22 protein-coding genes and 1 tRNA gene are annotated in these 21183 nt (G+C 66.6%); 19 read left to right on the plus strand and 4 right to left on the minus strand.

Annotation, left to right across the window (positions count from 1 at the left end; genetic code table 11):
- Window positions 1-29: 29 nt before the first annotated feature.
- Window positions 30-2036: a monovalent cation:proton antiporter family protein gene (locus tag NP80_RS26865; RefSeq protein WP_006411681.1), complete on the minus strand. Its 2007-nt coding sequence runs from the start codon at window positions 2034-2036 to the stop codon at window positions 30-32.
- Between the two features lie 126 nt (window positions 2037-2162).
- Between NP80_RS26865 and kdsD the strand changes: the two genes are divergently transcribed.
- From kdsD to NP80_RS26920, 11 genes are all read left to right on the plus strand, one after another.
- The gene (kdsD, locus tag NP80_RS26870; protein WP_006406620.1) at window positions 2163-3146 is read left to right on the plus strand and encodes an arabinose 5-phosphate isomerase KdsD; all 984 of its coding nucleotides are present in this window, start codon (window positions 2163-2165) and stop codon (window positions 3144-3146) included.
- The gene (locus NP80_RS26875; RefSeq protein ID WP_006406621.1) at window positions 3146-3682 is read left to right on the plus strand and encodes a KdsC family phosphatase; all 537 of its coding nucleotides are present in this window, start codon (window positions 3146-3148) and stop codon (window positions 3680-3682) included. The genes kdsD and NP80_RS26875 overlap by 1 nt, the downstream gene beginning before the upstream one ends.
- 3 nt (window positions 3683-3685) lie before the next feature.
- Window positions 3686-4300: an LPS export ABC transporter periplasmic protein LptC gene (gene lptC / locus NP80_RS26880; protein WP_006398258.1), complete on the plus strand. Its 615-nt coding sequence runs from the start codon at window positions 3686-3688 to the stop codon at window positions 4298-4300.
- A gap of 20 nt (window positions 4301-4320) precedes the next feature.
- The gene (lptA, locus tag NP80_RS26885; RefSeq protein ID WP_006398257.1) at window positions 4321-4986 is read left to right on the plus strand and encodes a lipopolysaccharide transport periplasmic protein LptA; all 666 of its coding nucleotides are present in this window, start codon (window positions 4321-4323) and stop codon (window positions 4984-4986) included.
- Entirely contained in the window at window positions 4983-5759 is a 777-nt protein-coding gene (gene lptB / locus NP80_RS26890) for an LPS export ABC transporter ATP-binding protein (protein ID WP_006398256.1), read from the plus strand. Before lptA ends, lptB begins: the two co-directional genes overlap by 4 nt.
- Window positions 5760-5911: 152 nt before the next feature.
- On the plus strand, window positions 5912-7417 hold the full coding sequence (locus NP80_RS26895) for an RNA polymerase factor sigma-54 (protein WP_006398255.1): 1506 nt from the start codon (window positions 5912-5914) through the stop codon (window positions 7415-7417).
- A 158-nt stretch (window positions 7418-7575) separates the two neighbouring features.
- The gene (gene hpf, locus NP80_RS26900) at window positions 7576-7935 is read left to right on the plus strand and encodes a ribosome hibernation-promoting factor, HPF/YfiA family (protein WP_006398254.1); all 360 of its coding nucleotides are present in this window, start codon (window positions 7576-7578) and stop codon (window positions 7933-7935) included.
- 194 nt (window positions 7936-8129) lie between these two features.
- Window positions 8130-8642 carry a PTS sugar transporter subunit IIA gene (locus NP80_RS26905; RefSeq protein WP_035488861.1) on the plus strand — a complete coding sequence of 171 codons (513 nt, stop codon included), beginning with the start codon at window positions 8130-8132 and terminating at the stop codon, window positions 8640-8642.
- Window positions 8643-8770: 128 nt separating this feature from the next.
- Complete coding sequence (hprK, locus tag NP80_RS26910; protein ID WP_006409810.1) at window positions 8771-9739, plus strand: HPr(Ser) kinase/phosphatase; 969 nt, start codon at window positions 8771-8773, stop codon at window positions 9737-9739.
- Between the two features lie 76 nt (window positions 9740-9815).
- Window positions 9816-10724, plus strand: coding sequence for an RNase adapter RapZ (gene rapZ, locus NP80_RS26915; protein ID WP_006409809.1), 909 nt, complete (start codon window positions 9816-9818; stop codon window positions 10722-10724).
- A 27-nt stretch (window positions 10725-10751) separates the two neighbouring features.
- Window positions 10752-11387 (plus strand): LON peptidase substrate-binding domain-containing protein, encoded by a 636-nt coding sequence (locus NP80_RS26920; RefSeq protein WP_006406624.1) that lies wholly within the window; start codon window positions 10752-10754, stop codon window positions 11385-11387.
- 30 nt (window positions 11388-11417) lie between these two features.
- On the opposite strand, the gene mutY is transcribed toward NP80_RS26920, so the two are convergent.
- Together mutY and mutM are read right to left on the minus strand one after the other, a co-directional pair.
- Window positions 11418-12530: an A/G-specific adenine glycosylase gene (mutY, locus tag NP80_RS26925; RefSeq protein WP_006406625.1), complete on the minus strand. Its 1113-nt coding sequence runs from the start codon at window positions 12528-12530 to the stop codon at window positions 11418-11420.
- A 25-nt stretch (window positions 12531-12555) separates the two neighbouring features.
- Window positions 12556-13383, minus strand: coding sequence for a bifunctional DNA-formamidopyrimidine glycosylase/DNA-(apurinic or apyrimidinic site) lyase (gene mutM, locus NP80_RS26930; RefSeq protein WP_035488858.1), 828 nt, complete (start codon window positions 13381-13383; stop codon window positions 12556-12558).
- 88 nt (window positions 13384-13471) lie between these two features.
- Between mutM and NP80_RS26935 the strand changes: the two genes are divergently transcribed.
- From NP80_RS26935 to hisC, 8 genes are all read left to right on the plus strand, one after another.
- Entirely contained in the window at window positions 13472-15295 is a 1824-nt protein-coding gene (locus tag NP80_RS26935) for a tetratricopeptide repeat protein (protein ID WP_006398247.1), read from the plus strand.
- A complete protein-coding gene (gene lolB / locus NP80_RS26940; RefSeq protein ID WP_006406627.1) occupies window positions 15295-15915 on the plus strand; it encodes a lipoprotein insertase outer membrane protein LolB in 621 nt (206 codons plus the stop codon). The genes NP80_RS26935 and lolB overlap by 1 nt, the downstream gene beginning before the upstream one ends.
- A 26-nt stretch (window positions 15916-15941) precedes the next feature.
- Entirely contained in the window at window positions 15942-16823 is an 882-nt protein-coding gene (gene ispE / locus NP80_RS26945; RefSeq protein WP_006406628.1) for a 4-(cytidine 5'-diphospho)-2-C-methyl-D-erythritol kinase, read from the plus strand.
- A 52-nt stretch (window positions 16824-16875) separates the two neighbouring features.
- A tRNA-Gln gene (locus NP80_RS26950) sits at window positions 16876-16952 on the plus strand.
- Window positions 16953-16996: 44 nt separating this feature from the next.
- On the plus strand, window positions 16997-17953 hold the full coding sequence (locus NP80_RS26955) for a ribose-phosphate pyrophosphokinase (protein ID WP_006398244.1): 957 nt from the start codon (window positions 16997-16999) through the stop codon (window positions 17951-17953).
- Between the two features lie 161 nt (window positions 17954-18114).
- Entirely contained in the window at window positions 18115-18720 is a 606-nt protein-coding gene (locus NP80_RS26960; RefSeq protein WP_012212698.1) for a 50S ribosomal protein L25/general stress protein Ctc, read from the plus strand.
- A gap of 108 nt (window positions 18721-18828) precedes the next feature.
- The gene (gene pth, locus NP80_RS26965) at window positions 18829-19428 is read left to right on the plus strand and encodes an aminoacyl-tRNA hydrolase (RefSeq protein WP_006406630.1); all 600 of its coding nucleotides are present in this window, start codon (window positions 18829-18831) and stop codon (window positions 19426-19428) included.
- A gap of 111 nt (window positions 19429-19539) precedes the next feature.
- On the plus strand, window positions 19540-20607 hold the full coding sequence (gene hisC / locus NP80_RS26970) for a histidinol-phosphate transaminase (protein WP_006406631.1): 1068 nt from the start codon (window positions 19540-19542) through the stop codon (window positions 20605-20607).
- A 68-nt stretch (window positions 20608-20675) separates the two neighbouring features.
- On the opposite strand, the gene NP80_RS26975 is transcribed toward hisC, so the two are convergent.
- On the minus strand, window positions 20676-20939 hold the full coding sequence (locus NP80_RS26975; protein WP_006406632.1) for a YfhL family 4Fe-4S dicluster ferredoxin: 264 nt from the start codon (window positions 20937-20939) through the stop codon (window positions 20676-20678).
- Window positions 20940-21183: the final 244 nt, after the last annotated feature.

Raw genomic sequence — 21183 nt, forward strand, 5'->3', positions numbered from 1 at the left:
AAAATACGGGTCAGGTAATGAATCGCGGCTCACGCGGCGACGGCCGGCGGATCGCGGCGATGGCGCGACAGCCGCTCCTCCGCGAGCGCGAGCGCCTCGGGCAGCCCGCGCAGCACGACGATGTCGCTCGCACGCAGCTTCGTCTGCGGATCGGGTTCGACGCCGCGAATGCCGTGCCGGCGGATCGCGGTGACTTCGAGCCCGAGCGCGTAGAGCCCGAGCTCCTCCAGCGAGCGCCCGACCGCGTCCGCACGCGCGTCGACCGGCACCGATTGTAGCCGTACCTGCTCGTGATCGTCGTCGTCCGCATCGTCGGCGCCGTGAAAATAGCCGCGCAACAGGCTGTAGCGCTCGTCGCGCATCTCCTCGACGCGCCGCACGACCTTGCGCATCGGCACGCCGACCAGCACCAGCGTATGCGACGCCAGCATCAGGCTGCCTTCGACGATCTCCGGAATCACCTCGGTCGCGCCGGCCGCGAGCAGCTTCTCGAGATCGGCATCGTCGACGGTGCGCACGATCGCCGGCAATGTCGGCTCGAGTTCGTGCACGTGGTGCAGCACGCGCAGCGCGGACGGCGTATTCGCGTACGTGATGGCGACGGCCGCCGCGCGATGGATGCCGGCCGCGAGCAGCGACTCGCGGCGCGCGGCGTCGCCGAACACGACCGATTCGCCGGCCGTCGCGGCCGCGCTCACGCGATCGGGATCGAGGTCGAGCGCGACGTACGAGATGCCTTCCTGTTCGAGCATCCGCGCAAGGTTCTGGCCCGCGCGGCCGTAGCCGCAGATGATCACGTGGCCGCGCTGCTTCAGGCTCTGCGTCGCGATGCGCGTCATCTGCAGCGACTGCTGCATCCATTCGGTCGACGACAGCCGCATCACGATCCGATCGGCGTTCTGAATCAGGAACGGCGCGGCGAGCATCGACAGCAGCATCGACGCGAGAATCGCCTGCAGCAGCGTCGCGTCGACGAGATGGCGATCGAGGATCAGGTTCAGCAGCACGAAGCCGAATTCGCCGGCCTGCGCAAGCCCGATACCGGTGCGCATCGCGACGCCGGGCGTCGCGCCGAACAGGCGCGCGAGGCCCGCGATCATCGTCGCCTTGAACAGGATCTGGCCGACGAAAAATCCGCCCACGAGCAGCGGATGCTCCCAGATCACGCGCGGGTCGAGCAGCATCCCGGTCGTCACGAAGAACAGGCCGAGCAGCACGTCGCGAAACGGCTTGATGTCCTCCTCGACCTGATGACGGAACGGCGTCTCGGCGATCAGCATGCCGGCAATGAATGCGCCGAGCGCGAGCGACAGCCCGAAGCGCTCGGTGATGAACGCGGCGCCGAGCGTGACGAGCAGCAGGTTCAGCACGAACAGTTCCTGCGAGCGGCGCCGCGCGACGACGTTGAGCCAGCGCGTCATGAAGCGCTGGCCGATGACGAGCAGCAGCGAGAGCGCGATCACGATCTTGACGGCCGCGAAGCCGAGCGTCAGCGCGAGATCCTTCGACGACTCGGCGCCGAATGCGGCGATCACGATCAGCAGCGGCACCACCGCGAGATCCTGGAACAGCAGCACGCCGAAGATGTTGCGGCCGTGCTCGGTCTCGATCTCGAGCCGCTCGGCGAGCATCTTCGAGACGATCGCCGTCGACGACATCGCCAGCGCGCCGCCGAGCGCGACGCTGCCCTGCCACGTGATGTCGACCCAGCGCTGGAACAGCATGCCGAGCACGACCGCGAGCGCGAGTGTCGCGACCACCTGCATCAGCCCGAGGCCGAACACGAGCCGCTGCATCGCGCGCAGCTTCGCGAGCGAGAACTCGAGGCCGATCGAGAACATCAGGAACACGACGCCGAACTCGGCGAGATGCTCGGCGCGCTCGAGGTCGCCCGCCACGCCGAACGCGTGCGGGCCGACCAGGATGCCGACGGTCAGGTAGCCGAGCATCGGCGGCAGATTCAGCGAGCGAAATACGACGACGCCTACCACCGAGGCCAGCAGCAGCAGCAGGGTCATTTCGAGCGGGGAAATCACGGGCGGAGCGTCCTCGTTCGTCGGGGCCACGGCAAGACGGGCGCGGCAAGTGGCGATGGACCGGCGGCATCGGACACGTCCGAATGGGCCGGCGCGGCGAACAAACGCCTTTGCTATACTCCGCGCATGATAGCGAAAATCAATGATGATCGGGCGCTCGCGCTCGCCCGCGACGTGCTCGACATCGAGGCGGACGCCGTGCGCGCGCTGCGCGACCAGCTCGACGGCAGCTTCGCCCACGCCGTCGCGCTGCTGCTCGGCTGCCGCGGCCGCGTCGTGGTCTCCGGCATCGGCAAATCGGGGCACATCGCCCGCAAGATCGCGGCCACGCTCGCGAGCACCGGCACGCCCGCATTCTTCGTCCATCCGGCGGAAGCGAGCCACGGCGACCTCGGCATGGTCACGCCCGACGACGTCTTCATCGGCATTTCCTATTCCGGCGAGTCGGAAGAACTCGTCGCGATCCTGCCGCTCGTGAAGCGGATCGGCGCGAAGCTGATCGCGATCACGGGCCGCGCGGAATCGAGCCTCGGCACGCTCGCCGACGTGAACCTGAACGCGGCGGTGTCGAAGGAAGCGTGCCCGCTGAATCTCGCGCCCACCGCGAGCACGACCGCCGCGCTCGCGCTCGGCGACGCGCTCGCCGTCGCCGTGCTCGACGCGCGCGGCTTCGGCTCCGAAGATTTCGCGCGCTCGCATCCGGGCGGCGCGCTTGGCCGGCGCCTGCTGACCTACGTGCGCGACGTGATGCGCACGGGCGACGACGTCCCGTATGTCGGGCTCGACGCGACGCTCTCGGACGCGCTGTTCCAGATCACCGCGAAGCGGATGGGCATGACGGCCGTCGTCGACACGAACCGCAAGGTCGCGGGCATCTTCACCGACGGCGACCTGCGTCGCGTGCTCGCGCGCGACGGCGATTTCCGCCGCCTGCCGATCGCCGACGTGATGACGCGCGAGCCGCGCACGATCGGCGCCGACCATCTGGCGGTCGAAGCGGTGGAACTGATGGAGCGCCACCGGATCAACCAGATGCTGGTCGTCGACGCCGATGGCGTGCTGATCGGCGCGCTGAACATGCACGACCTGTTTTCGAAGAAGGTGATTTGATGAGCGCTGCGCTGACTGCAGCCGAACGCGCGAGCCGCGTCAAGCTGATGATTTTCGACGTCGACGGCGTGCTGACCGACGGCGGCCTGCTGTTTACCGCCGCGGGCGACGCGATGAAGTCGTTCAATTCGCTGGACGGCCACGGCGTGAAGCTGCTCGGCGAAGCCGGCATCGCGACCGCGATCATCACGGGCCGCCGCTCGGAAATCGTCGCGGCGCGCGCGAAGGAAATGAAGATCACGCACCTGTTCCAGGGCGTCGAGAACAAGCTGAGCGTCTTCACCGATCTGACCGCATCGCTCGGCATCGCGCCGGACGCGTGCGGCTACATGGGCGACGACTGGCCCGATCTGCCGGTGATGCTGCGCTGCGGCTTCGCGGCTGCGCCGGCGAACGCGCATCCGGAAGTCATCGCGCGCGCGCACTGGGTCGCGGAAGCCCGCGGCGGCGAAGGCGCGGTGCGCGAAGTGTGCGATACGGTACTGCGCGCGCAGCGCCGCTACGACGCGCTGCTGGCAGCCGCGTGCGGAGCCTGACGGATGAACCCGCATTTCCGCTGGACCCAGTTGCTCCCGCTCGTTGCCGTCGCGGCGCTCGCGGGCATTACATGGTGGCTGCTGCAGGCGACGCTGCCGCCGCCCGGCGAAGGCGTCGCGCAGCCGAAGCGCCACACGCCCGACTATTTCGCGGACAACTTCTCGGTCACCGAGCTCGACCAGTCCGGCACGACGCAGTACCGGCTGACGGCCGCGAAGCTCGTCCACTACGAAGACACCGAGTCGAGCGACCTGACGATGCCCGCGATGCGCGCGTTCCAGCCCGGCAAGCCGGTGGTCACGACCACCGCGAAGCGCGGCACGGTCAACGGCGACGTGTCGATCGTCGATCTGTACGACGACGCGCGGATCCTGCGCGCGGCCGGCGGCGGCGACCCGCAGATGCAGGCCGATTCGCAGCATTTCCGTATCTTCGTCAATGACGACGTGATCCAGACCGAAAAGCCGGTTAAACTTCAGCGCGGCCTGTCGCTCGTCAACGCGACCGACGGCATGAAGTACAACAACGTCACCCGGGTCATCGAGCTTTACGGCAACGTGCGCGGCACGATCGCCGCGTCGGACGCGTCCGGCGGCTCGAAAGGTCAACCCAAGTGACGCTTCCCTCACGTGACTGCATGAACGAACCGTTCCCTCGACAGAATTCCGGCGGCGCTGCGCGCGCCGTCCGCGCCGCGCTCGCCGCGACGCTCGTCGCCCTGCCCCTCGTCGGCCTGGCGCCGCTCGCCCACGCCGAGAAGGCCGACCAGAACAAGCCGATCAACGTCGAGGCGGACAACCTGACCTATGACGACCTGAAGCAGGTCACCGTCGCCACCGGCAACGTCGTGATCACGAAGGGCACGATCAAGATCACCGGCGATCGCGTCGAAGTGCGCCAGGATCCGGAGGGCTATCAGTACGCGACGTCGTTCGGCAGCGGCAAGAAGCACGCGACGTTCCGCCAGAAGCGCGAAGGTCTCGACGAATACATCGACGGCGACGCCGAGCGCATCGACTACGACGGCAAGCAGGATCTCACCACGCTGACCACCGCCGCCACCGTGCGTCGCCTGCAGGGCACGTCGACGATCGCCGACACCGTGCACGGCAGCGTGATCACGTACGACGGCCAGCACGACTTCTACACCGCGAAGGGCGGCAAGGACGTCGCGGCGCCCGGCAATCCGAACGGTCGCGTGCGCGCGATGCTGTCGCCGAAGAACGGCGGCCCGGGCCCGATGAACGGTGCGCCGGCGAAGCTGTCGCCGTCGACCACGATCCAGGGAGCGCCCGGTCAATGAACGCGCTCCCGAATCGCCAGCCGGCCGGCACCACGAGTTCGCTCGTCGTACGCAACCTGAAGAAGCGCTACGGCTCGCGCACAGTCGTCAAGGACGTATCGCTCGACGTGAAGAGCGGCGAAGTGGTCGGCCTGCTCGGCCCGAACGGCGCCGGCAAGACGACCTCGTTCTACATGATCGTCGGCCTCGTGCCGCTCGACGCGGGCGAGATCTCGTTGAACGGCAGCTCGATCAGCCTGCTGCCGATCCACAAGCGCGCGTCGCTCGGCCTGTCGTATCTGCCGCAGGAAGCGTCGGTGTTCCGCAAGCTGACCGTCGAGGAGAACATCCGCGCGGTGCTCGAGCTGCAGCACGGCGACGACGGCAAGCGGCTGTCGAAGGACGCGATCGCGTCGCGCACCGAAGCGCTGCTCGACGAGCTGCAGATCGGCCATCTGCGCGAGAACCCCGCGCTGTCGCTGTCCGGCGGCGAGCGACGCCGCGTCGAAATCGCGCGCGCGCTCGCGACGAACCCGAGCTTCATCCTGCTCGACGAACCGTTCGCGGGCGTCGATCCGATCGCGGTGCTCGAGATCCAGAAGATCGTCAAGTTCCTGAAACAGCGCAACATCGGCGTGCTGATCACCGATCACAACGTGCGCGAAACGCTCGGCATCTGCGACCACGCGTACATCATCAGCGACGGCTCCGTGCTTGCGGCCGGCGCACCGAACGAGATCATCGAGAACGAAAGCGTTCGCCGCGTGTATCTCGGCGAACATTTCCGCATGTAACGCGCCGCTGGCAGCGCCCGCCCGGCCGTGCCGCGCGGGGCCGCGCCCAGCCTCGCGGACGTGCCGCCGGCCGGGCGGCGCGCCACGCGTAATCGCGGATGGCTCAATGCGCCTGGGTCGTGGCAAACTGCCGGTATGACTCCCTCTCTGCCATGAAAGCCAGCCTCCAACTCCGCCTGTCGCAACATCTGGCGCTGACGCCCCAGCTACAGCAGTCGATCCGGCTCCTGCAGTTGTCGACGCTCGAATTGCAGCAGGAAGTGGCGATGGCGGTCGCCCAGAACCCGCTGCTCGAGAACGACGACGAATGGATCGCGAGTCCGCTGCGCGTTGCGGCGGACGGCTCGCTGATCGCGCAGACGCCGCCCGTGTCGAACGGCGAGCCGGCCATCGCGAACGGCAACGGCCAGTCGAGCGATCGTGCGGAGCGCGACGAACCGGCCGGCGCCGACGAATACGACGGCTACGCGGCCGGCGACGCGAGCGACGGCCCGCAGTGGAACCTCGACGAATTCGGCCGCGCGAGCGGCGCCTCCGACGACGACGATCTGCCGCCGCTGCAGGTACAGGAAGCGGCGACGTCGCTGCGCGATCATCTGTCCGCGCAGCTGCGCGTCACGCAGGCAAGCCCGCGCGATCGCGCGCTCGTGATGTTCCTGATCGAGTCGCTCGACGACGACGGCTACCTGACCGCATCGCTCGACGAGGTGCTCGCCGATCTGCCGCCCGAACTCGAAGTCGACTGCGACGAACTGAACGCGGCGCTCGCGCTGCTGCACAGCTTCGATCCGGCCGGCGTCGGCGCGCGTTCGGCATCGGAATGCCTGAAGCTGCAGCTGCTGCGGCTCGATCCGTCCCCGACGCGCACGCTCGCGCTCGAGATCGTGTCGCAACATCTGGAACTGCTCGCCGCGCGCGATTTCACGCGGTTGCGCAAGCATCTGAAGGCCACCGACGACGCGCTGCGCGACGCACACGCGCTGATCCGCTCGCTCGAGCCGTTCCCCGGCGCGGCCTACGGCAAGGCCGAAGCCGACTACGTGGTGCCCGACATCATCGTGAAGAAAGTCGGCCAGGGCTGGCAGGCCGAACTCAATCCCGAGGTCGTGCCGAAGCTGCGCATCAACAACCTGTACGCGAACATCCTGCGCAACAGCCGCGGCGATCCGTCGGCCGGCTCGCTGAAGCAGCAGCTGCAGGAAGCGCGCTGGCTCATCAAGAACATCCAGCAGCGGTTCGACACGATCCTGCGCGTCGCGCAGGCGATTGTCGAACGTCAGAAGAATTTCTTTGCGCACGGCGAAATTGCCATGCGCCCCTTGGTTTTGCGGGAAATAGCTGATACGCTGGGCCTACACGAGTCGACTGTCAGCCGTGTGACAACGGGCAAGTACATGCTGACCCCGTTCGGGACGCTTGAATTTAAGTACTTCTTCGGATCGCACGTCTCGACCGACACCGGTGGCGCCGCATCGTCGACCGCCATCCGTGCCCTCATCAAGCAACTGATAGGAGCCGAAGACCCCAAATCGCCACTTTCGGACAGCCGCATTGCCGAGCTGCTGGCAGAACAAGGCTTCGTGGTCGCGCGCCGCACGGTTGCGAAATATCGCGAAGCCCTCAGGATCCCGGCAGTGAATCTGCGCAAGTCTCTTTAAGCCTGCTGCCTGCCCGGCGGCAGGCGTGTTCCGGCCACCGCGCACACGGGGAACAGGCCGGGCGACCTGTCCGCGATTCGCCGCCTCGTGCGGGACGGGCAAGTCGACCGGAGCGCCGCCTCGATGCGGCCGGGTGGTCACTCGCTTGGAGAAGCACTATGAACCTGAAGATCAGTGGACATCATCTCGAAGTCACGCCTGCGATTCGCGAATACGTGATCACCAAGCTGGACCGGGTGCTACGGCATAGCGATCAGGTGATCGATGGCACTGTGATCCTCTCGGTCGACAACCACAAGGAAAAGGACAAGCAGCAGCGTGCGGAAATCAATCTGCACCTGAAGGGCAAGGACATCTTCGTCGAAAGTTCGAACGGCAACCTGTATGCAGCGATCGATCTGCTGATCGACAAGCTGGACCGCCAGGTCGTCAAGCACATGGAGCGCCTGCAGACGCACGCGCACGATCCGATCAAGCTGCAGCCGGCCGTCGACCAGATCGAACTGCCGCCGCAATAACCGTTACCGCAACACAGCGCCGCCCGGTTCGCCGGGCGTTTTTTTTGCGGTGCCGCGCAGCGGCGCCGAGGGTCGGCCGCGCTGCACCACGCGCGCGGCTGTGTTCTATAATGCTCCGGTTATCGCCGGGGGGCGTTGATCCGGTCGCCGTGCGTTGCAAGCTTCCGATGCCGAACGCCTTGATATCGTCGAACATGGACCATCAGTCTGCCGCCGCAAGGAGACCCCAGGCCGTCCAATCGCCTGCCAACATGAATCGCCTAGCCAAAATCCTGCCCATAGAGAACGTCGTCATCGACCTCTCCGTCACCAGCAAGAAACGCGTTTTCGAACAAGCCGGGCTGATCTTCGAGAATCAGAACGGCATCGCTCGCAGCACCGTCACGGACAATCTGTTCGCGCGCGAGCGCCTCGGCTCGACCGGTCTCGGCGAAGGCGTCGCGATTCCGCACGGACGCATCAAGGGCCTCAAGCATCCGCTCGCGGCATTCGTGCGGCTCGCCGATGCGATCCCGTTCGAGGCCCCCGACGGCCAGCCGGTTTCCCTCCTGATTTTCCTGCTCGTTCCCGAGCAAGCCACACAGCAGCACCTCGAGATCCTGTCTGAAATCGCGCAGCTGCTGTCCGATCGCGACGCGCGCGAGCGTCTGCACAACGAAACGGATCCCGCCGAGTTGCATCGCCTGCTCACTCAGTGGCAACCTTGAGCTGATCCGGGCGGAATATTTTCCCGAACGACGCGGCCGGCGCCGCCGCGCACGGCCACCCGGCGCCGGTCCGGCATCGCGACGTCCGTCGCCGTGCATCGATACCGGCTCATTGGAGTGACGCAGTCATGGATACGTCCAGCATCAACGCCCAGAGCATCTTCGACGACAACGCGGCCACGCTGAAGCTCAGCTGGCTGACGGGGCATGAAGGCTGGGAGCGCGGCTTCTCCGCCGATACCGTCGCGAACGCGACGTCGAGCGCCGACCTCGTCGGCCACCTGAACCTGATCCACCCGAACCGGATCCAGGTGCTCGGCGAAGCCGAGATCGACTATTACCAGCGGCAGACCGACGAAGACCGTTCGCGGCACATGGCCGAACTGATCGCGCTCGAACCGCCGTTCCTCGTCGTCGCCGGCGGCGCCGCGGCGCCGCCCGAGCTGGTGCTGCGCTGCACGCGTTCCTCCACGCCGCTGTTCACGACGCCGATGTCCGCAGCGGCGGTCATCGACAGCCTGCGTCTCTACATGTCGCGTATCCTCGCGCCGCGCGCGACGCTGGACGGCGTGTTTCTCGACATCCTCGGGATGGGCGTGCTGCTCACGGGCGACTCGGGCCTCGGCAAGAGCGAGCTCGGCCTCGAACTGATCAGCCGCGGTCACGGGCTCGTCGCCGACGATGCCGTCGATTTCGTCAGACTTGGCCCCGATTTCGTCGAAGGCCGCTGCCCGCCGCTGCTGCAGAACCTGCTGGAAGTGCGCGGCCTCGGCTTGCTCGACATCAAGACGATCTTCGGCGAAACCGCGGTACGGCGGAAGATGAAGCTGAAGCTGATCGTGCAGCTCGTGCGGCGCCCCGACGGCGAATTCCAGCGCCTGCCGCTCGAAAGCCAGACCGTCGACGTGCTCGGCCTGCCGATCAGCAAGGTGACGATTCAGGTGGCGGCCGGCCGCAACCTCGCGGTGCTCGTCGAGGCCGCCGTGCGCAATACGATCCTGCAGCTGCGCGGCATCGACACGTTGCGCGATTTCATGGATCGGCAACGACTCGCGATGCAGGATCCCGAAAGTCAGTTCCCCGGCAAGCTCGTCTAGCGTCGGCGCATCGCCGCACACCGCCGCGATGCGCCGAGCCGGTGCTATGATGAAACGTCAGTTTTCCCAGGTTCCCATGCGCATCGTCCTCATCACCGGCATTTCCGGCTCCGGCAAGTCCGTCGCGCTGAACGCGCTCGAAGACGCCGGCTATTATTGCGTCGACAACCTGCCGCCGCATGTGCTGCCCGAGCTCGCCCGCTACCTCGACGAAGCCGGTCAGCGCCGGCTCGCGGTCGCGATCGACGCGCGTTCGAGCGCGTCGCTCGACGAAATGCCCGGCCTGATCCGCTCGCTGTCGCGCGAGCACGACCTGCGCGTGCTGTTCCTGAACGCGAGCACGCAGGCGCTGATCCAGCGCTTCTCCGAAACGCGGCGGCGCCATCCGCTGTCCGGTTCGCCGTCGCACGATGCGAACGTCGGGCTGCTGTCGTCGCTCGAGGAAGCGATCGAGCGCGAACGCGAACTCGTTGCGCCGCTCGCCGAATTCGGCCATCAGATCGATACCAGCACGTTGCGTGCGAACGTATTGCGCACGTGGGTCAAGCGCTTCATCGAGCAGAACAGCAACGACCTGATGCTGATGTTCGAATCGTTCGGCTTCAAGCGCGGCGTGCCGCTCGACGCCGACCTGATGTTCGACGTGCGCGCGCTGCCGAATCCGTATTACGACCACGAGCTGCGCCCGCTCACCGGGCTCGACCAGCCGGTCATCGCCTTCCTCGACGCACTGCCGATCGTCCATCAGATGATCGACGACATCCATGCGTTCCTGATGAAATGGCTGCCGCATTTCCGCGAAGACAACCGGAGCTATCTGACCGTCGCCATCGGCTGTACGGGCGGCCAGCACCGGTCGGTGTTCATCGCGGAAACGCTTGCCGCGCGCTTTGCGTCCGCGGCGAACGTGATCGTGCGGCATCGTGACGCGCCGGTGGATGTCGACGCGTCGTCGCGGCTCGTCACCGAGGTCGACCGACCTTAGCGACGCCCGCTCCTCCGTCGGCGCGCCATGTCTTCCCTATCGACCACCCTGATCGACCTGCCGCTGTTTCCGCTGCACACGGTGCTGTTCCCCGGAGGCTTGCTGCCGCTGAAGGTGTTCGAGGCGCGCTATCTCGACATGGCGCGCACCTGCCTGCGTGACGACGCGCCGTTCGGCGTGTGTCTGCTGAAAAGCGGTCCGGAGGTCGCGCAGGACGGCGCGGTGTCGGTGCCCGAGACGATCGGCTGCATGGCGCGCATCATCGAATGCGATACGGGCGAATTCGGGATGCTCTATCTGCAGGCGATCGGCACGCAGCGCTTCGAGCTGCTGTCGTATCGCGTCGAATCGAACGGGCTGCTGGTCGGCATCGCGGAGCCGCTGCCCGACGACATCCCGCTCGAAGGCGAGCAGGCGCTCGCGCAGTTCGGCTCGTGCGCCGAAGTGCTCGAGCGCATCATCAGCGCGCTGCAGAAATCGGAGCCCGGGCGCCTGCCATTCGCCGAACCGTTCCGTCTCGACGATCCGAGCTGGGTGTCGAACCGCCTCGCGGAACTGCTGCCGCTCGACCTGCGCGCACGGCAAAAGCTCATGGAGTTTCCCGATGTGGGCGCGCGCATCGACGCGGTCCACCACGTGCTCGACCGGCACGGCTGGCTCTGAGCGCGGCCGCGCTCGGCCCGGCTTCGTTCGTTACAGCAGCGGCCCGCTCAGCGCGTCGAGCAGCTTGCGCACCGGCGCCGGCACGCCGTAGGCATCGAGTCCGCTCAGCGGCACCCATGCAGTATCGGCATCCTGCGCCTGAGCAAACGGCACGGCCGCGGCCTCACTCGCGACATCGCTGAGCCGCGGTTCGATCTCGAGCCGGAAATGCGTAAACGTATGCGTCAGCGGCGCGAGCGGCACCGGGCCGCCGCCGCCGAAACGGCGTGCGAGATCCGCGAGCTCGGCATCGCCGTCGGCCTGCGGCAAACTCCACAAGCCGCCCCAGATGCCGGCCGGCGGACGCCGCTCGAGCAGGACGGCGTCGCCGTCGCGCAGCACGAGCATCCAGGTCTTGCGCGTCGGCACCGCCTTTTTCGGCCGCGCGGCCGGCAGTTCGCGCTGCCGCCCGGTCGACTGCGCGACGCAGTCGCCCGCGAACGGACAACGCGTGCAGTCGGGCTTGCCGCGCACGCAGAGCGTCGCGCCGAGATCCATCAACCCTTGTGTGTACGCGCTCACGTCGTCCGGATGCGCCGCGTCGGGCAACAGCGATTCGGCGAGCGCCCACATGTCGTTTTCGACGCGCTTCTCGCCGGGAAACCCTTCGATGCCGAATACGCGCGCGAGCACGCGCTTCACGTTGCCGTCGAGGATCGTCGCGCGTGCGCCGTAGGCGAACGATGCGATCGCCGCGGCCGTCGAGCGGCCGATGCCCGGCAGTTCGGCGAGCGCATCCGGCGTGGCCGGAAATGCGCCGCCGTGCTCGGCGACGACGACCTGCGCGCAGCGATGCAGGTTGCGCGCACGCGAGTAATAGCCGAGGCCGGCCCACAGCGCCATCACGTCGTCGATCGGCGCGGCCGCAAGCGCGGCGACGTCCGGATAGCGTTCGAGAAAGCGCGTGTAATACGGCACGACGGTCGACACCTGCGTCTGCTGCAGCATGATTTCCGACAGCCAGATCCGGTACGGATCGCGCGTGTTCTGCCACGGCAGGTCGTGGCGGCCGTGCTGGCGCTGCCACGCGATCAGGCGCGGCGCGAACGTGCGATGCAGCGGCGTGACGGGAAAAGGAGCGGGGGCGATGCGGGGCGGCTTCAAGTTTTGGAATCGGGAAAAGGAAGGTTCAACGCTGGCACGTCGGACAGAAGTAAGTCGAGCGCTGGCCCTGCACGATCTGCCGGATCGGCGTGCCGCACACGCGGCACGGCTCGCCCGCGCGATCGTAGACGAAGCAGTCGAGCTGGAAGTAGCCGCTCTCGCCGTTGCTGCCGACGAAATCGCGCAGCGTGCTGCCGCCGCGGTCGATCGCGTCCGCGAGCGTCGCGCGCACCGCGTCGGCGAGCCGTTCGTAGCGCGGGAGCGAGACTTTGCCGGCGGCCGTCGTCGGCCGGATGCCCGCGCGAAACAGGCTCTCCGACGCGTAGATGTTGCCGACGCCGACCACGATGTCGCCCGCGAGCAGCGCCTGCTTGACGGACACCGTGCGGCCGCGCGTGCGCCGATGCAGCAGCGCGCCGTCGAACGCCGGCGAAAACGGCTCGACGCCAAGGCTCGCGAGCAGCGGATGCGCATGCACGTCGCCCGCTTCGCGCGGATGCCACAGCACGGCGCCGAACCGGCGCGGATCGCGAAAGCGCAGCACGAATTCGTCGAAGATCCAGTCGATGTGATCGTGCTTCGCGGCGACGGGCACGCCGCCTGCGGGCAGCACGCGCAGCGTGCCCGTCATGCCGAGATGGACGATGAACCAGCCCGCATCGACCTCGAACAGCAGATACTTGCCGCGACGCTCGACGGCGAGCACCTCGCGCGCGCGCAATTGCTCCGCGAGCTCCGCCGGCACGGGCCAGCGCAGCATCGCGGTGCGGACGTCGACACGCTCGACGCGGCGGCCCGCGACAAAGGGCGCAATGCCCCGCCGCGTGACTTCGACTTCTGGCAACTCTGGCATGTTTTGCGGGTCTGAAGCTGGATGATCACGATCGTGCGTGTATTGTAGCGAGCGCGATACAATCGGTTGAAACATCGAACGGATTTCCATGACCCTGCCCTCGAAGCTGCTTCTGAAGCGCCCCGCCGCCGCGGGCGGCACGCGCGCGTTCCCGGTCCGCCGCGCGCTTGGCGCGGCCTTGCTCGCCGTCTGGACCCTGACCGCCTTTCCGGCTCACGCACAGGATCCGGCATCGGACGACGCGGAGTCGCAGGGTGCGTTCGATCACGTGATGCCGGACGAGAAGAAGGATCTGCCGGCCGTCCCGCTCACGAGCCAGATCGTCTATCAGGTGCTCGCGGCCGAGGTCGCGCTTCAGCGCAATCAGCCGGCCCCCGCGTACCAGACCTATCTCGCGCTCGCGCGCGACACGCGCGATCCGCGCATGGCGCAGCGCGCCACCGAAATCGCGCTCGGCGCGCAGAGCCCGGCCGACGCGTTGTCGGCCGCGAATCTGTGGCGCCAGTACGCGCCCGATTCGAATCGTGCATCGCAAGTCGACGCGGCGCTGCTCGTGCTCGCCGGCAAGCCAGCCGACGCGCAGCCGATGCTCGCCCGCGAACTCGCGCGCGCAACCGGCGACACGCGCGGCCCGGCGATCCTCGCGCTGCAGGCGCTGCTCGCGCGCGGCGCCGACCGCGTCGGTGGTCTCGCGGTGCTGAAGGACATGCTGAAGAACGACATGAACCGGCCGGAGGCGCATCTCGCGATCGCGCGGCAGCAGCTCGCGGTCGACGACAAGGACGGCGCCGCGCAGTCGCTGCGACGCGCGCTGCAGATCCGCCCCGACTACCTGCCCGCCGCGCTGATGCTGTCGCAGATGGGGCCGGCGGAGCGTGCGGCCGGCATCGCGTCGTTCGAGAAATACGTTCAGCAGAATCCAAAGTCGCGCGATGCGCGGCTCGCGCTGTCGCAGCTGTATCTGGCCGACGATCGGCTCGACGATGCGCAAAAGCAGTTCGAAACGATGCGCAAGCTCGATTCGAAGGACCCGACGCCGCTGATGGCGCTCGCGCTGATCAAGATCCAGCAGAAAAAGCTCGACGACGCGACGGCCTACCTGAAGCAGTACGTGCAGCTCGGTGCGAAGCAGCCGGATCTCGACGTCGGCCAGGGTTACATCTATCTCGCGCAAATCGCGATCGAACAGGGCAACGAGGCCCAGGCGTCGCAATGGCTCGACAAGGTCGACCAGACGAGCCAGCACTACCTGCCCGCGCAAATCACGCGTGCGCAGCTACTGCAGAAGCAGGGCAAGACCGACGAGGCGCGCAAGGTGCTCGACGATCTGCCCGTCACCGACCCGCGCGACGCGGCCGTGATCGCGCGCACCGACGCGTCGATCCTGTTCACCGCGAAGCGCTACGCGGAAGCGGAGGCGCGGCTCTCGCGCGCGGTCGACGATTTCCCCGACGATCCCGACCTGCGCTACGACTACGCGATGGCGGCCGAGAAGACGGGCCACTACGCGGCGATGGAAAAGCAGCTGCGCGAGCTGATCCGCACGCAGCCCGACAATCCGCAGGCATACAACGCGCTCGGCTATTCGCTTGCCGATCGCAACCAGCGGCTGCCGGAAGCGAACAAGCTGATCGAAAAGGCGCTGTCGCTCGCGCCGAACGACGCGTACATCATGGACAGCCTCGGCTGGGTCAAGTACCGGATGGGCGATACGGCCGGCGCCGCGAAGATCCTGCGCCGCGCGTACGACCTGCAGCCGAACGCCGAAATCGGCGCGCACCTCGGCGAAGTGCTGTGGAAGAGCGGCGCGCAGGACGACGCACGCTCCGCATGGCGCGCCGCGCAGAAGCTCGAGCCCGACAACGAAACGCTCGTACAGACGCTGAAACGCTTCCAGATCAACGGTCTCTGATGCAGATGTTCCCGATGTTTTCCCTGTCTTCGCGCGCCTGTCGCGCCCTCGCGGCAGCCGGCGCGGCGCTCGCGCTCGCCGGTTGCGCAAGCACGCCGCCGTCCGCGCGGGCGCCTGCCGGCGGCACGCTTCAGACGGCCGCGACGCACGCCTATCACGGCCGCTTCGCGGTGCAGTACTACGACCGGCTCGGCAAGCAGCAAAACGTGTACGGCAATTTCGACTGGCAGGAGCACGGCAACGACGTGTCGCTCGAGCTGCGCAGCCCGCTCGGCCAGACGCTCGCGATCGTGAAGTCGACGCCGCGTGCAGCGTCGCTCGAACTGCCGAACCGCCAGCCGCAATATGCGGCGGACGTCGGCGAGCTGATGCAGAACATGCTCGGCTTCTCGCTGCCGCTCGCGGGCCTGCGCTACTGGCTGCTGCCGACGCCCGCGCCCGCGACGCCGGCCGAGACCGAACGCGATCCGGCCGACGGCACGCGCCTGAAGCAGATCCGCCAGGACGGCTGGACGATCGACTACCTCGCCTACGCGGACGCACCGGCCACGGGCGTCAGACGCGTCAACCTCGTGCGCGCGACGCCGCCGCTCGACATCAAGCTCGTGCTCGATCAGTGAGCACGCGCACCCGTTTCGATACCAGCATGACCGATTCGACCCGCTCGCTGCGCAACTGTCTTGCGCCCGCGAAACTCAACCTGTTCCTGCATATCACCGGCCGCAGGCCGAACGGCTATCACGACCTGCAGAGCGTGTTTCAGCTGTTGAACTGGGGCGATACGCTGCACTTCACGCTGCGCGACGACGGCAAGGTCGCGCGTGCGACCGACGTGCCGGGCGTGCCCGAGCAGAGCGATCTCGTCGTACGCGCGGCGAACCTGCTGAAAGCGCACACGGGCACCGCCGCAGGCGTCGACATCGAGATCGACAAATGCCTGCCGATGGGCGCCGGACTCGGCGGCGGCAGCTCCGATGCCGCGACGACGCTGCTTGCGCTGAACCGTCTATGGCAGCTCAATCTGCCGCGCGCGGAATTGCAGTCGCTCGCGGTGAAACTCGGCGCCGACGTGCCGTTTTTCGTTTTTGGAAAAAATGCATTCGCAGAGGGTATCGGAGAAGAATTAGCTGAGGTACAATTGCCGACTCGCTGGTTCCTGGTTGTGACGCCACGCGTTCATGTCCCGACCGCTGAAATTTTTTCAGATGAGTTGTTGACAAGAGATTCGAAGCCAGTCACAATTACGGACTTTCTTGCACAGCAAAGCAGCGATGCGAGATGGCCAGACAGTTTCGGCCGGAACGACATGCAGCAAGTTGTGACAAGCAAGTACGCGGAAGTTGCGCAGGTGGTCAAATGGTTGTATAATGTGGCCCCCGCGAGGATGACCGGCTCCGGAGCAAGCGTGTTTGCAGCGTTTCAAAGCAAACAGCAGGCAGAAGCGGCGAAAGCCCAGTTGCCCGCCGGCTGGAACGGCGCAGTTGCCGAGAGCCTGAACGAGCATCCGCTCTTCGCTTTCGCGTCATGAAGTTTTACTTTGTCGGATGACCTACCGTCCGGCCAAGTTATCAGTTAAGTGTAGGGGAGTCGCCAAGTTGGTTAAGGCACCGGATTTTGATTCCGGCATGCGAGGGTTCGAGTCCTTCCTCCCCTGCCAAAAATTTTCCCGCATTTCCCGCCCAAGCCCGAAGCAGGTGCACGATGAGCAGCCATGACGGCCTGATGGTTTTTACTGGCAACGCCAATCCCGCGCTTGCTCAGGAAGTCGTCAACATTCTTGGAATTCCCCTCGGCAAGGCAATGGTCAGCCGTTTCTCCGACGGCGAGATCCAGGTCGAGATCCAGGAAAACGTGCGCGGCAAGGACGTCTTCGTCCTGCAATCCACGTGCGCGCCGACGAACGACAACCTGATGGAACTGATGATCATGGTCGATGCGCTGAAGCGCGCATCCGCCGGCCGGATCACCGCCGCCATCCCCTACTTCGGCTATGCCCGCCAGGACCGCCGCCCGCGTTCGGCGCGCGTCGCGATCTCGGCGAAGGTCGTCGCGAACATGCTGGAAATCGCCGGCGTCGAGCGGATCATCACGATGGATCTGCACGCCGACCAGATTCAGGGCTTCTTCGACATTCCCGTCGACAACATCTACGCAACGCCGATCCTGCTGGGCGATCTGCGCAAGCAGAACTACCCGGATCTGCTCGTCGTATCGCCGGACGTCGGCGGCGTGGTGCGTGCACGGGCACTCGCGAAGCAGCTCAACTGCGATCTCGCGATCATCGACAAGCGTCGCCCGAAGGCGAACGTGTCCGAAGTGATGAACATCATCGGTGAAGTCGAAGGCCGTACCTGCGTGATCATGGACGACATGGTCGATACGGCCGGCACGCTGTGCAAGGCGGCGCAAGTTCTGAAGGAGCGCGGCGCGAAGCAGGTGTTTGCGTACGCGACGCACCCGGTGCTGTCCGGCGGCGCCGCCGAACGCATCGCCGCCTCGGCGCTCGACGAACTCGTCGTCACCGACACGATTCCGCTGTCGGCCGAATCGCTGGCCTGCTCGAAGATCCGCTCGCTGACGAGCGCGAGCCTGCTGGCCGAAACGTTCTCGCGGATCCGCCGCGGCGATTCGGTGATGTCGCTGTTCGCGGAATCCTGATCGCGCACCGACAAACGAAGCATGCGTAAAAAGCGAAGCGGCAACGCTTCGCTTTTTGCACAATCGGACGGGATAGACGAAACCCCGTCCGTTTCATCGGGGGCCGCCATGTCGTCGGCCCCGTTTTACTGCCTGGTCGCGGGCAGCTATTGGAGAATCACATGAAAGTCGTCGCTTTCGAGCGCAAAGAGCAAGGTACGGGTGCGAGCCGCCGCCTGCGCAACGCCGGTAAGACCACGGGTATCGTCTACGGTGGCGAAGCTGCCCCGCAAATGATCGAACTCGATCACAACGCCCTGTGGCACGCCCTGAAGAAGGAAGCCTTCCACTCGTCGATCCTCGACCTCGAAGTGGCTGGCCAGTCGCAACAAGTTCTGCTGCGCGACGTGCAATACCACCCGTTCAAGCAGCTCGTGCTGCACGTGGACTTCCAGCGCGTCGACGCGAAGAAGAAGCTGCACACGAAGGTGCCGCTGCACTTCCTGAACGCCGAAGTCAGCCCGGCCGTGAAGCTGTCGAGCGCGATCGTGTCGCACGTCGCGACGGAAATCGAAGTCGAGTGCCTGCCGGCCGCGCTGCCGGAGTTCCTCGAAGTCGATCTGTCGAAGATCGAAGCCGGTCAATCGATCCACGCGAAGGACATCGCACTGCCGAAGGGCGTCGCGCTGACGGCTCACGTCGACGCGGAAAACCCGGTCATCGCATCGGCGACGATCCCGGCCGGTGCCGTGTCGGACGCTGCAGAAGGCGAAACGCCGGCTGCGTAAGCGCCTCATCGATCCGTTTCGCGAAACGGTCGACGCAACCCGCCGCGGCATGCCCGGCGGGTTTTTCTTTTTCTGCGCCCAGGCGGCCGATGCCGCCTTCGAAACGTCATGATCAAACTGATCGTCGGCCTCGGCAATCCCGGGGCGGAATACACCGCGACGCGTCACAATGCCGGCTTCTGGCTGATCGACCAGCTCGCCCGCGAGGCCGGTGCGACGCTGCGCGACGAGCGCCGCTTCCACGGCTTCTATGCGAAAGCGCGCCTCTACGGCGAAGAAGTGCATCTGCTCGAGCCGCAAACCTACATGAACCGCTCCGGCCAGTCGGTCGTCGCGCTCGCCCATTTCTTCAAGATCCTGCCCGACCAGATCCTCGTCGCGCACGACGAGCTCGACCTGCCGCCCGGCACCGTGAAGCTGAAGCTCGGCGGCGGCAGCGGCGGCCACAACGGGCTGAAGGACATCTCCGCGCATCTGTCGTCGCAGCAGTACTGGCGCCTGCGGATCGGCATCGGCCATCCACGCGATCTGATTCCGGAAAGCGCGCGCGCCGGCGCGAAACCCGACGTCGCGAACTTCGTGCTGAAGCCGCCGCGCCGCGAAGAGCAGGACGTGATCGACGCGGCAATCGAGCGCTCGCTCGCCGTGATGCCGATGATCGTCAAGGGCGAACTCGACCGCGCGACGATGCAGCTGCATCGCAACTGACGCACGGCCGCGCCCCGGCATGGCCGCCGACATGCGCGCCCGCGCCGGCGACGCGCGCCGCTGCGTGCAACATGCGGTACTCTCGTTGTTTTGCCCGTCAGGAGCCAAGCGGTGAGCCGTTACTGGAGCGATGTCGTTCAGCAACTCGTGCCTTACGTGCCGGGCGAGCAGCCCGCGCTCGCACATCCCGTCAAGCTGAACACCAACGAGAATCCCTATCCGCCGTCGCCGCGCGTCGTCGCGGCGATCGCGCGCGAACTCGGCGCGAGCGGCGACACGCTGCGCCGCTACCCCGACCCGCTCGCCCGCGCGCTGCGCGAAACGGTCGCCGCGCACCATCGCCTCCGTCCCGAGCAGGTGTTCGTCGGCAACGGCTCCGACGAAGTACTCGCGCATACGTTCCAGGCGCTGCTGAAGCACGACCGGCCGCTGCGCTTTCCCGACATCACGTACAGCTTCTATCCGACCTATGCGCGGCTGTACGGCGTCGACACGCGTACCGTGCCGCTCGCCGACGACTTCTCGATCCGCGTCGACGACTACCTCGACGACGGCGGCGGCGTGCTGTTCCCGAACCCGAATGCGCCGACCGGCCGCGCGCTGCCGCTCGCTGACATCGAGCGGATCGCGGCGGCCAATCCGTCCTCGGTCGTCGTGATCGACGAAGCGTATGTCGATTTCGGCGCGCAGTCGGCGATTGCGCTGATCGACCGCTATCCGAACCTGCTCGTCGTGCATACGACGTCGAAGGCGCGCTCGCTCGCGGGCATGCGTGTCGGCTTCGCGTTCGGCGACGCGGCGCTGATCGAAGCGCTGAACCGCGTGAAGGACAGCTTCAACTCGTACCCGCTCGACCGGCTCGCGCAGGCGGCCGCGCAGGCCGCATACGAAGACGACGCGTACTTCGTGTCGACCTGCGCGCGCGTCGTCGACAGCCGCACGCGGCTCACGCAGGCACTCGACGCGCTCGGCTTCGACGTCGTGCCGTCGGCCGCGAACTTCGTGTTCGCGCGCCATCCGACGCACGACGCCGGCACGCTCGCGGCCAAGCTGAAGGAACGGGAAATTTTTGTGCGGCATTTCCGGCTACCGCGCATCGACCAGCACTTGCGCATCACCGTCGGCACCGATGCCGAATGCGAAGCGCTCGTGGCCGCCTTGCGCGAGCTGCTCGGCTGAAGACCGCGGGCGGCACGGCAACGCCGCCCGGGAAAACGCGGCGCGCACCGGCGCGCCGCTTGCTGCGCTTACTGCGCGTCGCCGGTCGCGGCGATCAGCGCGTGATACTTCGCCATCAGTTGTGCGTGCGACTCGTCGTGCTGCGGGTCGCGCGGAATGCATTCGACCGGACACACCTGCTGGCACTGCGGTTCGTCGAAATGGCCGACGCACTCGGTGCATTTGTTCGGATCGATCACGTAGATGTCCGGGCCCATCGAAATCGCGCCGTTCGGGCACTCGGGCTCGCAAACGTCGCAATTGATGCACTCGTCGGTAATCATCAAAGCCATACTGCCACCAGCTTTCCTAGAAAAAACAATGCATTATAGCTTTTCGGCCGGCCGCCCGGGATCGCGTGCGACGCGACGGGAGCGGGACATCGAGGGGGAAATGTAGCCGTTTCGCGCATTAGCGATCGCGTCGGCGGCCGCGGCATGACAAGACATGACGGCCGACGATGCCGAGTGTCCGATACGGCGGCGCTCAGGCCTGAAGGCATCTGGATGACGCTGTAAGCGCCGATGCACCGAGCCG

Origin of the sequence: Burkholderia multivorans ATCC BAA-247, from assembly GCF_000959525.1 — a bacterium.
Taxonomy (GTDB): Bacteria; Pseudomonadota; Gammaproteobacteria; order Burkholderiales; family Burkholderiaceae; genus Burkholderia; species Burkholderia multivorans.